This window comes from Dorea amylophila, from assembly GCF_025567265.1.
Taxonomy (GTDB): domain Bacteria; phylum Bacillota; class Clostridia; order Lachnospirales; family Lachnospiraceae; genus Dorea_A; species Dorea_A amylophila.
The window spans coordinates 34,174-49,583 of record NZ_JAOQJW010000008.1 but is presented as its reverse complement, the minus strand read 5'-3'; the positions used below and the strand labels follow the sequence as shown (position 1 = coordinate 49,583).

Sequence of the window (15,410 nt, the reverse complement as noted above, 5' to 3'; positions counted from 1 at the left end):
GAATCATGGAATATATAGAGATAAAGGAACAGATCAAACAAAAGCTGCCGGTAGCCAGAGATTTGGGGGATTCCGAAAATCTGCTGGAGCTTGGGCTTTCATCCCTGACGATCATGCGTCTGGTAAACCAGTGGAGAAAACAGGGGGTTAAGGTTTCATTCGGTTCATTGATGGAAAATCCTACCCTTGAAGGCTGGTGGGCGCTGATCCAGCGCAGCATAAAGAAAAAAGCGGGCAAAAAACGGGCGCAAGAATCTAAGATAACGCCGGAAAAGGATATGAAACAGCCGTTTCCTTTAACAGACGTACAGTATGCATATTGGGTTGGCAGGGATGAAGAACAGGCTCTTGGAGGAATAGACTGTCATGCGTATTTAGAGTTTGATGGGGGAAATATAGATCCGGAGCGTCTGGAAAAAGCATGGAATGTGCTGCAGTATCATCATCCCATGCTGCGTGCCTGCTTTCTGGAAGATGGGACACAGAAAATCCTGGATAAGCCGTATTGTGAAAAAATAAAGGTTCATGATTTTTCCCGGATGTCATCTGAGGAAGCAGAGGCAATGGCAGTATCTGTCAGAGAACGTTTATCCCATCGGAAGTTAAAGATTGAGGAAGGCGAAGTAGCAGGAATAGAGCTTACGCTTTTTCCTGAAAATAAGGCACGCCTTCATGTGGACATGGCGCTTCTGGTTGCTGATGTACAGAGTCTGCAGATCTTATTGAGGGATTTGGCGGCTGCCTATCGCGGAGAAAGCCTTCCGGCAGAATCAAAAGGGTGGAATTTTGCTTCTTATCTGGAACGGCAGAAAGAGGAAGATAAGGAAGAGAGAGACAATGCAGAAGGATACTGGAAAAAACGCTTGGAGCATTTGCCGAAAGGGCCAGGCCTGCCACTGGCAAAACGGCCACAGGAAGTGACAAAGACTGTATTCAACCGCAGGATTGTAAGGATTGGCAAGGAAGAGTGGGCTCATCTGCAAGTACGGGCAAAGAAATACCAGACAACTCCGGCAATGGTTCTTCTTACTGCATATGCGACGGTTTTGGAACGGTGGAGCAGGAATCATCGTTTCCTTATTAATATTCCATTGTTTAACCGGAAAACAGAGCAGCAGGGATTGGAAGACGTGATAGCAGATTTCACTACACTGTTATTGCTGGAGATTGACTGCGAAGGGAATCCGACGTTTGCAGAATTGCTAGACAGGATCCAGAAGCAGCTCCATGAGGATATGAAGTATACGGCATATTCCGGCGTGCAAGTCCAGAGAGACCTTGCACAGATGTATGGAGACGCATCGGCAGTGGCGCCGGTTGTTTTTGCCTGCAATCTGGGAACGCCGTTGGTAAATGATACGTTCCGGAAAGAACTGGGGCAGTTTTCCTATATGATTTCCCAAACGCCGCAGGTGTGGAATGACTTCCAGAGTTATGAAGATGAAAATGGCGTACAGCTTACATGGGACAGCGTGGATAAGTTATTCCCGGAGAATATGATCCCGGATATGCTGGAGTGTTTTGAGAATCTTCTGCATGAATTGGGAAAGAAGGACTGGAATCAGCGATTTGATGTGCTTCCTGAAAAAAGAAAAAGAGAAATTGAAGATACAGCGCGTACAGGAGTGCCGGAGCGTGTGGAATGCCTGCATTGGGCTGTTATGAACCATGCGGAAGTTTGCCCGGAAGATATTGCGCTTATTGATGCGGGAAGCGGAAGATCGGTTTCCTATGGGGAATTAAAAGCACGGGCGACAGCAGTGGCGGCAGGGATTTCAGAAAAGGATATTAAGGGAGTCCCAGTTGCACTTACCCTGCCGCGCGGGATAGAACAGATCGAGGCGGCATTAGGAATTTTGCTTTCCGGAAATTCATACCTTCCGGTCAGCTTAAGCCAGCCTAAAGATCGGAGAGCGTTAATCCATGAGAAGACGGGAGTCCGCTATGTGGTCACGAATCGGGAATTATCCGAAAAACTGGACTGGCCGGAAGGTACGGAAATCCTTGTGATGGAAGGTATGGAAGAGGGACAGGAAAATGTGAGACTGCCAGAGGTGTCGCCGAAGGACAGCGCCTATATCATCATGACGTCAGGCTCTACAGGTGTTCCGAAGGGTGTAGAGATTGCGCATGAAAGCGCATGGAATACGGTTCAGGATATTAATGAAAAGTACCATGTGACAAGTGCAGATCGGGCGCTGGCTGTATCAGCTATGGATTTTGACCTGTCGGTATATGATGTTTTTGGAATTTTAGGCGCAGGAGGAACATTGGTATTGCTTCCAGAGCAGGAGAGAAGGAATGCGGATTACTGGCTGGAACAAGTGTTGAAATATCAGATTACCGTTTGGAATTCAGTGCCGGTGCTTCTGGATATGCTTTTGATACGGGCGGAATCCATGAAACAGAAACTGCCGATCAGGGCGGTTATGCTTTCCGGAGATTGGATTGGGATGGATCTCCCGCAGAGGGTTGCGGCATGGACAGAGGATTGCCAGTTTGTCGCTATGGGAGGAGCTACAGAGGCAAGTATCTGGTCCAATTATCAGAATGTTACCCTGCCGATGCCGAAAAACTGGAAATCTATTCCTTATGGAAAGCCACTCAGATATCAGGCATATCGTGTTGTGGATGAGTATGGAAGGGATTGCCCTTACTGGGCAGAAGGCGAACTCTGGATTGGCGGTTTTGGTGTAGCAAAAGGATATAGGGGAGATTCTGCGCTTACGGGGCAGAAATTTATCACAGATCAGTATGGAAGATGGTATCGGACCGGAGATCTCGGAAGAATCTGGGATGATGAGACAATTGAATTTTTGGGAAGAAAAGACCATCAGGTAAAGATCCGCGGACACAGGATTGAATTGGGAGAAATTGAACATGCGATTCAGGAGTTTCCGGGTGTGGCTCATGCAGTTGTTGATACAGTTAGTGATGGTCATGGCAATAAAACGCTGGCTGCTTATATCGGAGCGCCGATACAGGAAGATTCTAAAGTTACAACGTATTTGTACGGCACAGATATCTTTGGCAGGGGCTGGAAAGAACTGAAGGATGATGTCAGCAATTGGCAGATGCAGCAGGAACGGAAGACAGCATACAAAAATTTCCTTGCCTATGCAGACCAGAGATGTGTACAGCTTATGCTGGAGACACTCATAGAGTTAGGCGTTTTTGTATCAGAGAAGGAAGTCCTTTCGCAGAAGGAAATTTTTGAAAAAGGGAGCATTACGGAAACACAGAAGAATACTGTGGCAAGATGGTTGGAAATTTTAAAGAAGGAAGGAATCCTGAGAGAAGAGGACGGCAGACTATCGCGTACCGGGAAGGAAGTAGCTGTACCGGAAAAAGCTGGAGATGCGGAAACGTATTTTAAGAAACTGAAGCCGTATCTGAAGCATATGGTTACTGGGAATGAAGTTCCACTGGACGTATTCTACCAGAAAGAGCCGGCTTTGGCTCCGAATATGCTGCTTCGGAGGATTCCGGGCTGCGAGGAAACAGTGGAAAGACTGGTGCAGGGATTAAGGCTTCTGGCAGAAGAACGCAGAAAAGAGCCACTCCAGATTATAGAAATTGGTACAAGGGACACTGCAATTACAAGACAGTTTTTGAATGCACTGGAAGATGTAAGCGTGGCTTATACATATGCGGATTCTTCAAAATATTTTCTGCAGGAAGCAGAGAAAGAACTTGCGGGATATGAGAGAGTCGAGTTTGAGATGCTGAATCTGGAAGAAGGCATGGATAAGCAGCAGATGTCCTTGCATAGCTATGACGTTGTGATATCGGTAAATGCTTTACATAGAAATATTGATGCTGCGGATGCGGTAAAGAAAGTAGCGGAATTACTGAAGCCAAACGGAATATTGCTGATGACTGACCTTGTGGTAAGGACATACCTTCAGGAACTTACAGCGGCTTTTTTGGAAAATGGTTTTGCGGATATTCGGGACAAGAGAAAAGAAGCAGGGCTGGTTACCCCGGATTGCCTGCTGTGGAGAGAATGTTTATCAGAGGCAGGATTGGGCGAAGACTGTGCTGTGACAGAGAGATATGGAAGATGTATATGCTGCAGCAGACAGCAGGCGTCTGTCCTGTCCTATCATAATGGAGCACTAAGGGAATATCTGTCAGAAAAACTGCCGGATTATATGGTTCCACAGAACTATCATTTCATGGAGCAGCTCCCAACATTGTCCAATGGGAAGATTAACAGGAGGCAATTGCGGGAAGATTTTAAAGAAGAAACTGCGGTTATCCGATTTTCAAAGGCAACGACAGAAACAGAAGAAAAGCTTTTAGATATCTGGAAACAATTATTTGGATATGAAAATATCGGAATTGAAGATAATTATTTTAGCCTTGGGGGAGACTCGCTGATTGCCACAAGGTTGATCTCGGAAGTACAGAAAACCTTTGGCTACAAAATAACGATCAGTACGATTTTTGAAAATCTGACCGTAAAATCTCTGGCAAAAGCTATTGAACAGTCCGAACAGAAAGAAGATACACTGCAGATCAAACCGAATCTGGAGGAAGCATATCATCCGTTCCCATTAACCGATGTGCAGTATGCTTACTGGCTTGGCAGAAGCGGATTGTATGAATTGGGAAATGTTGCAACGCACTGTTATTTTGAACTGGATGCAGACGGCCTTGATACTGAGTGCGCAGAGACGGCATGGAATCTGTTGATACAGAGGCATGGGATGATGCGTGTTATTATCCAGCCGGATGGTATGCAGCGCATACTGGAGAATACTCCCCAGTATCATATTGACGTGACGGATATCCGACAATTGGAAGAGACAGAAAAAGAAAAGGCATTGGATGAAAAACGGGCAGAGATGTCTCATCAGGTAATTCAGACAGATGAATGGCCTCTGTTTGATGTGCGAATCACTAAAATAGAGGACCAGAAGCATAGAATCCATATCAGTTTTGATAATATTATCTTTGATGGCTGGAGTATGTTCCATCTCTTAAATGAGTGGGCAGAAGTATATCGAAATGGAAAAGCGGAAATGCCGATTACTTTGTCTTTCCGGGATTACGTGCTGGGACTGGAGCAGATAAAGTCTACCTCTGCTTATGAGAAAGATAAAAAATATTGGGAAGACCGGGTGGAGACTTTTGCGGACGCACCGGATCTGCTGCTTGCAAAGAACGAAAGCCAGATTACAGAGCAGCGTTTCTGTCGCCGGAGCGCAAAACTGTCACAGAAAGAATGGCTGTCTGTAAAAGACGCGGCGGGAAGACTGGAGGTAACGCCTTCTGTTCTTTTGATGAGTGCTTATGCGGAGACTCTCCGCTTGTGGAGCAGTAATAAGGATTTTACCCTTAATCTGACGCAGTTTGACCGGAAACAATTGCATCCGGAAGTGAACAATCTGGTTGGAGATTTTACAACACTGACATTGCTGGAGATAAAGAATGCAGGGAATAATTTTGCGGAAAGGACAAAGGCAATTCAGAAGCAGCTTACAGAAGATCTGGAGCATACAGCTTATGGCGCGGTTGAACTGGAGCGCGAATTAAAGAAAAAGACTGGAAATATGCGGGGCGCTATTATGCCGGTAGTGTTTACCAGTGGTCTTGGCGTGGAGCAGTGGAATGAAGGCAAGTGGCTTGGAAAACTGAATTATAACATTTCACAGACACCGCAGGTGTGGCTGGATCATCAGGTGGTTGAAATGGATGGCAGCTTATGCCTGTTCTGGGATTCTGTAGATGAATTGTTTTATCCGGGAATGCTGGATGAGATGTTCCGGGCATATACCGGCCTGCTTCATACGCTGGCAGTTCATCCGGAGATCATGCAGGAAAAAACGGCAAGTTTGGTAACAGCGGAAATTTCAGAAAAACGGCGTCAGGCGAATGAAACGGCGATTGAATTTGAAGAGAAAACGTTGGATGGATTATTTTTGGAGGCGACAGACAGATTCCCGGATAAGGAGGCGCTGGTAACGTGCAGCAGGCGGATGACTTATCGGGAGATAAAAGAAGAGGCGTTTTACATTTCCGGGCAGTTGAAGAGCATGGGAATAAAAAAAGAAGAGACGGTAGCTGTATTTATGGAAAAAGGGTGGGAGCAGGTAGTTGCTGTTTATGGAATCCTGTTTGCCGGAGCCGCATATCTTCCGATAGATATCCATAATCCGAGAGAACGAGTTGAAAAGATTCTCCGTGACAGTGGAACAAGAATCATTCTTGTGCAGAATCAGGCGTATGATCAGGATACCGAATGGCTGCACGAGTGGGATTGTATTTCTGTGTCTGGATTAAAAACCGATTCTGAATACAAAGCACAGGAGAATAAGGCGGGAGACCTTGCGTATGTAATCTATACGTCGGGAACAACCGGGATGCCGAAAGGAGTAATGATTACTCACCATAATGCAGTGAATACAATACTGGATATCAATGCACGCTATCAGATTACAGAACAGGATACGGCGTTTGGAATCTCCAATCTTCATTTTGACCTGTCTGTTTATGATGTTTTTGGCGTTTTAGGCGCAGGTGGGAAATTGGTTCTTCCGGATCCGGAATATGGAAAAGATCCAGCGCATTGGATTCACTGGTTGAATCATGAGAATATTACCGTATGGAACAGCGTGCCAGCTTTTGTAGAAATGCTGGCAGAATATGAGGAATATCAAAGGCAGGTAACTTCACAATCGTTGCGGTTGGTAATGATGAGTGGCGACTGGGTTCCGGTTTCACTTCCGGGGAGAATCCGTAATCTGTTTCAGAATGTTGAGATTGTTGCACTTGGAGGAGCGACGGAAGGCAGTATTTGGTCCAATCATTTCGAGATCCCAGAGATTGTGCCGGAAGATTGGAAGAGTATTCCGTATGGGAAACCGCTTGCAAACCAGAAGTATTATGTTCTGGATCAGAATATGGAAGATTGCCCTGACTGGGTACCGGGAACACTTTATATTGCCGGAGATGGCGTTGCACAGGGATATTTAAACGATAATGAAATAACAGAAGAAAAGTTTGTTGTTTTAGATAGAACTGGGGAACGATTGTATTGTACTGGAGATATGGGACGGTATTGGAATGAAGGTAATATTGAATTTCTTGGAAGATTGGATAATCAGGTAAAAATCAATGGATATCGGGTAGAATTGGGCGAAATTGAAGCTGCATTACGAAGGATTCAAGGTATAACGGAAGCGTTTGTTTTTTTTAAAAGGGATAATGCGATAGAAGACATATGTGCTGTATTAGTAGAGGAAAAAAGGTATCGTGACCGGATAGACAAGTTTTATAAGGAAATGTTAAAAAAAGATCTTCCGATCTATATGATTCCAACAGAATATATTAAAACGAATGCTATTCCGCTTAATTCAAATGGGAAAAAGGATATTCATAAAATTTTGATTGTTGCAGAAAAAAATAGAAAGCCTATTTTTAAAAAGAATAATAATTGTAAACAGCTTACTCAACTTCAGGAGCAATTACTCGCAATTTGGAGAGAAGTTTTAAAAATTGAAAATATTGATATAAATGATAACTTTTTTGAAATAGGTGGAAATTCGATACAGGCAATACAAATTACTAACCAAATGACGGAGAAAATAGGGTGTTTTATGGATATCGGCAAGTTATTTGAGTATCCGACTATCAGCAAAATCGAAAGATATATATTAGAGGAAACGTAATGAGTAAATACATATGAGATTTGATGAAATATTACGGGCATCGTTGACGATGCCAACAATTATGGGGATTGCTCAGTATATATCGGATTGTAAAAATCCTTCAAAAAATCAAATGCATAGTAATGCAGGAAATCAAACAAGAAATTCATATACTGTTGTATATATATTTGGGGATAACGAAAATGAAATAAGAGATGTTCTTATAGAAAAGTTGAGCGCTTCAAACATAAGTTGTAAGAGAGTGGGAGGGCAAGAAATAATTGAAAGATGTCATGAAGACATAAGTGTTAAAAAGAAATATATTATTGCCTTTTCCGAAATGGCTTCTTTATGCATAACTAAGGCAAGTGAACTATTGGGGGAAAACATTATTATTAACCGCATTTTTTTAATAAATCCATCTAAAGCAAAAGAAAGTGATTTATATTTAGGAGATATAAGCATAATTGACGGAAATTCAGTTGCTATTAAATCTTGGGAAAAGGCTGTTTTAGGTAACGTTAGAGAATTTGAATCTAATAGTAATGACATTTTTGATATTATTATGAGGGAACTAGAAAATGATAAATAATCGCAGAACAATCTGTATTCTTGGCGGAACAGGTACTGTTGGTGTGACAGCGTGTAAGGTTTTAAGTAAGTTAGGCTATTCATTAAGAGTCAGTGTACGGAATATAGAAACAATAAAAGATACAGGAATGTATATGGCTCCCAACATCCAATTATTTGAACTTGATATTGATAAGGAAAGTAATATTGGAAAATTCTTTAAAGGAAGTGATTTGGTAATAGGAGCAATCGGACCTTCCGCAGACTATAGTGAAAAAATGTTACTTGAAGCAATGGCAGAGAATATTCCGTATGTTGACCCAGGAGGAATTCATTTAATTAGAAAAATGAGGAATTCTAGCATGAAAGGTACCGCTATAGTTGGTTCGGGAATATTTCCGGGGTTATCAGGATGGATGTTGTCTTCTGTGCTTAAAGAAGCTTTCAATGATGACTTAATAGAGATGATTATTGGAGGTGTCTATAATTTTTCAAAAGCTGCCGCAATCGATTATGTGGAAGAAATAAAAAGTTATAAAGCTGGAATTCCTATGGCATGTGTGCGAAATGGAAAAATTTTACCTGCTCAGAAAAGAAGTCCGCTGAATCTTCCAACAAGAATTTCGAAATTATCTATATTGCCATATGTTACAGAAGAAATTCAAGAAATTATACAAGGGAAATATATGCTTAATATTGATTCATATACGGCGGCACCTGTAAGTTTATTTTCAATAGTAAATAAGGCGCATTGTCAAAAAAAAGATTTAGTAAATGCATTAATGGGACAGAAAAATAGCAACCAAAAAGCTTTTATATGGGTAAGACAAAATAAAGGAAATGATAGTAGATGCATTTATTTTGAAGGAAAAAATCCGAGTGTTTTAACTGGCGAAATATTAGCGATTACTGCCAATGCAATATTTGAAATGCCTAGGAAGGATGGAATTTATACAATGGCAAGTTATCTTGAAAAATATCAAGTGTTAGATGAACTTAAAAAAATAGATAAGTTCAAATCAGAGGGAAAGATATGAAGAAAAAACAGATTTTAGTATGTGGAACAGGATTTGGGAAAATTTATTTGAAAGCTATTGCAGAAAGTAAAGAATATGAGCTTATGGGTATATTGGGAAAAGGAAGCGATAGATCCAGACTTCTTTCAAAGAATCTAAATGTGCCAATGTATACGGATATTAAAGAAATAAATCAAAATGTTGATGCAGCATGTGTAGTTGTACCTAATGCGGCTGGAGGTGGAAACGGTGCCAATATAGCTAAAAGTATACTTGCAAAAGGGATACCAACATTATTAGAACATCCTGCTCATGAGGTAGAAATTGTTAATTGTATAAGAGAATCCGGAAGTGCCGCTTTTATGTTGAATCCATTTTATCGGTATATCAAGCCAATTCGAGATTTTTTAGAGGCGGCACAAATAATAAGTAAACATGCTCATCTTATAAATGCATCCTTGGAATGCGCTATACATGTATTATATGATGGAATAGATATATTGGGGTGTGCGTTGGGAGGCTTATCTACATGGAAATTGGGAAATGTAGCAGAATCTTATACAACTTCTATGGCAGGAGGGGGTAACAGAGTTATTAGTGGTATAATTGGAATGGTTCCGGTAACATTTATAGTGAATACCAATGTGGATCGTAACGATATAGACCATCCATTACATTTATATCATAGAATAGAATTGACATTTTCCACAGGGCGGCTCTGTCTGGTCAATACCCATGGTCCGGTAATATGGCTTCCTTTCTTGCATATGCCAAGAGATGAATATGGAACACTAAGTATTAATGTAGAAGAGGAAGTAAATATACCCTCTGGTGTTACTATAGGAAATGTAATGTTACCATCAGTAAAAGAAACGTTTGAACAAATATGGCCGGATGCAGTAAAGAAAGCTTTAGAGATTTTATTTAAGCAAAATAGAACAGAAAAAATGTCCATGGCGCAATATCAAATATATGTATCAAAATTATGGTCTGAAATATGTCAGAAAGTGGGCTATATGAATATCGTTGATTATGACAATTTTGGTGACATAAAAAGTATATTTTATGATTTGGAAAAAAGACATTTAATAAAAAAGGAGAATGACGGGATTGAATGAAATTGAGAATGTATACGGAGAGACAGTAGAATTTTATGATTTATCAGCTCTTTCACAGATAGGGAACAAAAAAATTGTTTTAAACAAATTTGCTGATATGGTTAAGGATTTAGATGGAATCATTTTGGATATAGGTGCAGGAACTGGAAAAACAACAATAGAGATGGCTAATATGATATGTGATAAAGAAATAATTGCTTTAGAACCATCGGCTTATATGAGAACAGCGTTTATGGCAAGATTAATGGAGCATAATGAAGTTAAAGAGAGAATTTCTCTATTGCCGATAGATGTAGGTAAATATTCATTTCGAGATAAAATAAGTGGTGTAATGTGCATGGGAGTACTTGGACATTTAAAAAGGGATGAACAAGAAAAATTATTGTATAAATTAGATAAAAATTTGAATATAAATGTCCCAATCCTGATAGAACTTTTAGAACCGAAATTTCTTGTTGCGCCAGTAGGAAGTAGAATATCGGTGGCTACTCAAGGAAGATTGCGCTATGAGACGTATATTACCGATATAAAGCAAGTGGGGATGGATCAATGGACATGGAGATTGACCTATAAAGTTTTTTGTGGTAAAAAAATAGTTAGTACTGTAGATAGCCTAATGTCGTGGAATTATCAGAGTGTGGAAAAAATTTTAAACCAATTGACAAAAATGCACTTTAGAACAGCTAAATTATCAGAAACATTATTACTTGCAATAAAAGCACGATAAATATGAACTTCAGATAAAATTAACTCTCGAACTGTCAGGTGTTCCTAAAATGCCATATTTATAAGATAATTTAGCGATGTGCAGGGAGAACAATGAGAATTAATATTAAATTGTCAGTACAATGGGTTTTAAAAGTGACTTTATCGTCTTGTGAGATGCAGAAAGAAATGGAAGTAAGTGAAGTTTGTAATTTACATTAAGTAGTGTCTGCTTTTTACATGATTACAAAATTTGACTTTTTACTTTGGAAGTTGTAAAATTTAATTAGTCTTATCTAACTTCGGGAGGAATGCTTGTACATGACAAACCAATACATGAATAATCTTTATCGTGATCTGCTCTCTAATTCACCGCAGACAATAACCATAGATATTCCAGCAGACATGGGGACAGGGCAGATTTTACAGGTGGTCACGAAACAGGGAGCAGTTGTTTCGGACTGGAAAATGAATTATTTTTCAGATATGAACGTGCAGGGAGTGAGTAGCGAAGAATACATTCAAATGTTGTTCTGCTTCAATGATGGTGTTTCCTGGAATATTGCAGATAGCCGACAAAGTATCAGCATACAAAAAGGTGAGTCCTGTATTTATCGTGGACACGGGAAAATGGAATATCTGTGCTATTCCAAACAAAACGATTTCCTTTTCAAAAATGTAAAAGTACCACTGTCGTATTTCCGTAAAATTATGAATGACTATTTTGATGTTGGTGAGATTGAGGTTTATCAGAAAAAACTATTGGAAGGTATATCAAAAGTAGGTATTACTCCCTATATGGAGCACATTTTTGCGGAACTGAAAGACTTCACGCAATATCGCGGCGGATTGGGATACCTGTTTTTGGAAAGCAAAGTTTTTGAGTTGTTATCTGTATATTTGAGTGAGATTTTGGAACTGAGTATTCTTGCGTCAACTTATATAGCAATTTCCAGAAGTGACCGAGAATCCATCATAGAAGCGAAGAGAATCATTGACAGTCAGCTTGCTTTGGCACCAAGTTGTGAGGAATTGGCGCGAAAAGTCAATATTAGTACTTCAAAATTGTCAAAGGGTTTTTCCTCGCTGTTTGGAACATCGGTTCATGCGTATATTATAGATCAGCGATTGGAAAAGGCGGCAAGTCTACTATTAGAAAGTAATTTGAACGTAAGTCAGGTGGCAGCATTTGTAGGCTATTCAAAACCGAGTAACTTTGCTGCGGCATTCAAAAAGAAGTATGGGGTAATTCCTAAAAACTATAAAACGGAAAATACGATTGGTTAAAATTAAAAAATACCGATTTTGGGTAGAATAAAACCGTTTTTGGGTTGGAAATGTAGGCGTAAATTGTTATTATATGTGGTGTAGTTAGAAAATACTAACTACACCATTTTTTAGATAGGAGGATACTGGTATGAGTTCCCAGAAAAAAAGTTCCCGGCTTGAGGGAAAAGATTTAATTACTATCGGCATCTACACCGTCATCTATGTCGTCATTGTTATGCTGGTGGCGATGCTTGGCTTCATCCCCATTTTTATTCCGCTGATGGCGGTGCTGTGTCCTTTGATTGGCGGCATCCCCTATATGCTGTATGTTACAAAGGCTAAAAAATTCGGGATGACTGCAATCATGGGTTTCCTGATTGGTCTAATCATGGTGTTCTTCGGCAACGGCTATCTTACTATGGTAACTGGTCTTGTTGGCGGCCTGTTGGCTGACGTGATCCTGAAAAAGGCAGACTACAAAAGTGCAAAGAGTACAGTTCTTTCCTGCGGTGTGTTCAGCATCTGGGTGTTTGGCAACTTTGCTCCCATTTTCCTGAACCGTGAAAGCTATATGGTAATGCTGACTGAAGGATACGGCACTGAATATGCAGCTACCCTTAATACATATATGCCTATGTGGATTGCGCCTATTTTGCTGGTTGCCTGCTTTGTGTTTGGCCTTGTCGGAGGTATGATTGGGAAAGCCATTTGCAAAAAGCACTTCCAGCGTGCCGGTATTGCATAATGGCGCGGGAAATTCTGCTCAGCAAAAAAACAGAACAAGGGTTGCGGCTCGATCCGCGTACAAAACTGTTGCTCATCTTCATCATAAGCATTTTTGTCATGGGTGGAACAGGCGGAGAAGCTATGGGACTGATCCGCCTTGTTCTTTGTGTGGTTCCGGCTATATTGCTGCTTACCTCGAAACAATGTGCAAAAGCTGTGGGCTATATTGCTGTGTTTTCTGTTTTTTATGCTGTCCAAATTTATGTTTTGCCGCACCTTACGGGGATATTGAATTTCCTTGTTCTGTTTACAATAGGATTCTTCTGCCGAATCCTTCCCAGTGTTGCGATTGCTGCCTATGCAGTGAAAACAACAACGGTCAGTGAATTGATTTCCGGCATGGAAAGAATCCATATGCCTAAAGAAGTGACGATCCCCTTAACGGTCATGTTCCGCTTCTTTCCAACTGTCTTTCAGGAGTCAGAAGCAATCAGTGACGCTATGAAAATGCGTGGGATTAAACTTGGAGGGAAAAAATCTTCAAAAATATTGGAGTATAAGCTGATCCCGATGATTACCTGCTCCGTGAAAATCGGTGAGGAACTTTCCGCTGCGGCAATTACCCGTGGCCTCGGCGCTCCTGTCAAACGCACAAACATTTGCCAGCTTAAATTCAATTTTGCCGATGTGGTGCTGATCTTGTTTTGTTGCTTTGTAGTGTTTTGGGCGATTGCTTCCCCGATAATTTCCGCAGGAGGGATTTTGCCATGATAGATTTTCAAAATGTTTCTTTTTCTTATGGTGAAGAATCCAGCGGCGGAGGGATTAGAAATGTCAATCTCACCATAAACACAGGGGAATTTGTTTTACTTACGGGAGAATCCGGCTGTGGGAAAACAACGATTACCCGTTTGGTAAACGGGCTGGTGCCTCATTATTACGAGGGCAAATTAGAGGGCGATGTCCTTCTGGACGGAAAAAGCGTATCAGATACGCCGCTTTATGACTTGGCTGCTATGGTGGGATCTGTATTCCAGAATCCCAAAAGTCAGTTTTTCAACGTGGATACGGATAGTGAATTAGCCTTTGCCTGTGAAAATTTAGGCTATCCTCAGGAGGATATCCTGAAAAGGATTGACCGGACAGTTTCCGATTATCATATTGAAGATTTGATGGGGCGAAGCGTGTTTGCTCTGTCCGGAGGCGAAAAGCAAAAAATAGCCTGTGCTTCATCAAGTGTATTGCTGCCGGGAATTATGGTCCTGGACGAACCATCTTCTAATTTGGATATGGCTGCTATTGATGACCTGCGGCAGGTCCTAAGCCTCTGGAAAAAGCAGGGCAAAACAATTCTGATCGCAGAACACCGCCTTTACTACCTTCACGATCTTGCAGATCGTGTGCTGTATGTAAAAGATGGGGAGATTGAACGGGAATACACGCCTGCTGAATTTGACAGCTTATCGGATGGCACTCGAAAAGAAATAGGGCTGCGGCCGTTTTCTCTCTCGAAGTTGAAGCCTGCGAATCAGTATCAGGCGCATACAGCTAAACAGATGGAATTTCAAAATTTCTGCTTTGCGTATAAAAAGCGGGAACCGGAAAGCCTCCATATTCCGAGTGCAGAACTGCCTGTTGGAGAAACGATTGCCATTATCGGTCTGAATGGCGCTGGAAAATCTACTCTGGCCCGCTGTATTTGCGGACTGGAAAAGAAGTGTGGCTTTTTGCAGGTTGAGGGGAAAACCCTTGATTGGAAAGCCCGGCTCAAACATTGCTACATGGTAATGCAGGATACCAGCCATCAGCTATTTACCGAAAGCGTGGCGGATGAAGTGCTTCTGAGCATGGACAACAAGGATGAAACTGTTGTGGATAAAATCCTTAAACAGTTTGATCTGCTGGAATATAAAGACAGGCACCCGCTTTCTCTTTCCGGCGGGCAAAAACAGCGGGTAGCGATCGCGTCTGCCATTGTGAGTAACCGGGAGATCATTGTGTTTGACGAACCAACAAGCGGGCTTGATCTCAAACATATGCGGGAAGTTGCGCGGAGTTTGAAGTCACTCGCGGATCAGGGCAAAACGCTTCTTGTTATTACGCATGATCCGGAGTTGGTGATGGCGGGATGTTCGTATGTAGTCCATATGGAAAAAGGGCAAGTAAAAGAAAGCTATCCATTGGACGAATCCGGCAGTAAAAAGGTTTTGGATTTTTTCCGAATCCGCCAGTGAATTTTAGAAATTATGAATGTCAGGGCCGCCTTGACTGGACAGAAAGATAATGATAAGAGGCCGCTTTACTTTGGCGGCCTCTTGTTTTTGAAGCACAGACAGTACGGCTCAATATAA

General features: G+C 41.4%; 9 protein-coding genes. All 9 read left to right on the top strand.

Going from position 1 to position 15,410, the window contains the following annotated elements; translation table 11 throughout:
- The first annotated feature begins 5 nt into the window (after window positions 1-5).
- The 9 genes from OCV72_RS06435 to OCV72_RS06395 all read left to right on the top strand — a co-directional run bounded on the left by OCV72_RS06435 (window position 6) and on the right by OCV72_RS06395 (window position 15,293).
- On the top strand, window positions 6-7,676 hold the full coding sequence (locus OCV72_RS06435) for a non-ribosomal peptide synthetase (protein ID WP_055282721.1): 7,671 nt from the start codon (window positions 6-8) through the stop codon (window positions 7,674-7,676).
- A 13-nt stretch (window positions 7,677-7,689) separates the two neighbouring features.
- Window positions 7,690-8,247 carry a hypothetical protein gene (locus OCV72_RS06430; RefSeq protein WP_055282719.1) on the top strand — a complete coding sequence of 186 codons (558 nt, stop codon included), beginning with the start codon at window positions 7,690-7,692 and terminating at the stop codon, window positions 8,245-8,247.
- The gene (locus OCV72_RS06425; RefSeq protein ID WP_055282716.1) at window positions 8,237-9,262 is read left to right on the top strand and encodes an NmrA family NAD(P)-binding protein; all 1,026 of its coding nucleotides are present in this window, start codon (window positions 8,237-8,239) and stop codon (window positions 9,260-9,262) included. Before OCV72_RS06430 ends, OCV72_RS06425 begins: the two co-directional genes overlap by 11 nt.
- Complete coding sequence (locus OCV72_RS06420; RefSeq protein ID WP_015528442.1) at window positions 9,259-10,359, top strand: Gfo/Idh/MocA family oxidoreductase; 1,101 nt, start codon at window positions 9,259-9,261, stop codon at window positions 10,357-10,359. The genes OCV72_RS06425 and OCV72_RS06420 overlap by 4 nt, the downstream gene beginning before the upstream one ends.
- On the top strand, window positions 10,352-11,086 hold the full coding sequence (locus OCV72_RS06415; protein ID WP_055282714.1) for a class I SAM-dependent methyltransferase: 735 nt from the start codon (window positions 10,352-10,354) through the stop codon (window positions 11,084-11,086). Before OCV72_RS06420 ends, OCV72_RS06415 begins: the two co-directional genes overlap by 8 nt.
- A gap of 299 nt (window positions 11,087-11,385) precedes the next feature.
- Complete coding sequence (locus OCV72_RS06410) at window positions 11,386-12,351, top strand: helix-turn-helix domain-containing protein (protein ID WP_015528443.1); 966 nt, start codon at window positions 11,386-11,388, stop codon at window positions 12,349-12,351.
- Between the two features lie 130 nt (window positions 12,352-12,481).
- Window positions 12,482-13,078, top strand: coding sequence for an MptD family putative ECF transporter S component (locus OCV72_RS06405; protein WP_008395315.1), 597 nt, complete (start codon window positions 12,482-12,484; stop codon window positions 13,076-13,078).
- The gene (locus OCV72_RS06400; RefSeq protein WP_055222061.1) at window positions 13,078-13,830 is read left to right on the top strand and encodes an energy-coupling factor transporter transmembrane component T; all 753 of its coding nucleotides are present in this window, start codon (window positions 13,078-13,080) and stop codon (window positions 13,828-13,830) included. Before OCV72_RS06405 ends, OCV72_RS06400 begins: the two co-directional genes overlap by 1 nt.
- The gene (locus OCV72_RS06395; RefSeq protein ID WP_054335617.1) at window positions 13,827-15,293 is read left to right on the top strand and encodes an ABC transporter ATP-binding protein; all 1,467 of its coding nucleotides are present in this window, start codon (window positions 13,827-13,829) and stop codon (window positions 15,291-15,293) included. Before OCV72_RS06400 ends, OCV72_RS06395 begins: the two co-directional genes overlap by 4 nt.
- Window positions 15,294-15,410: the final 117 nt, after the last annotated feature.

What these genes read in the sequence shown, in the direction of transcription:
- OCV72_RS06395 (WP_054335617.1), top strand. Translation starts at nt 13,827, where the DNA reads ATGATAGATTTTCAAAATGTTTCTTTTTCTTATGGTGAAGAATCCAGC.
- OCV72_RS06410 (WP_015528443.1), top strand. Translation starts at nt 11,386, where the DNA reads ATGACAAACCAATACATGAATAATCTTTATCGTGATCTGCTCTCTAAT.
- OCV72_RS06435 (WP_055282721.1), top strand. Translation starts at nt 6, where the DNA reads ATGGAATATATAGAGATAAAGGAACAGATCAAACAAAAGCTGCCGGTA.
- OCV72_RS06425 (WP_055282716.1), top strand. Translation starts at nt 8,237, where the DNA reads ATGATAAATAATCGCAGAACAATCTGTATTCTTGGCGGAACAGGTACT.
- OCV72_RS06405 (WP_008395315.1), top strand. Translation starts at nt 12,482, where the DNA reads ATGAGTTCCCAGAAAAAAAGTTCCCGGCTTGAGGGAAAAGATTTAATT.
- OCV72_RS06430 (WP_055282719.1), top strand. Translation starts at nt 7,690, where the DNA reads ATGAGATTTGATGAAATATTACGGGCATCGTTGACGATGCCAACAATT.
- OCV72_RS06420 (WP_015528442.1), top strand. Translation starts at nt 9,259, where the DNA reads ATGAAGAAAAAACAGATTTTAGTATGTGGAACAGGATTTGGGAAAATT.
- OCV72_RS06400 (WP_055222061.1), top strand. Translation starts at nt 13,078, where the DNA reads ATGGCGCGGGAAATTCTGCTCAGCAAAAAAACAGAACAAGGGTTGCGG.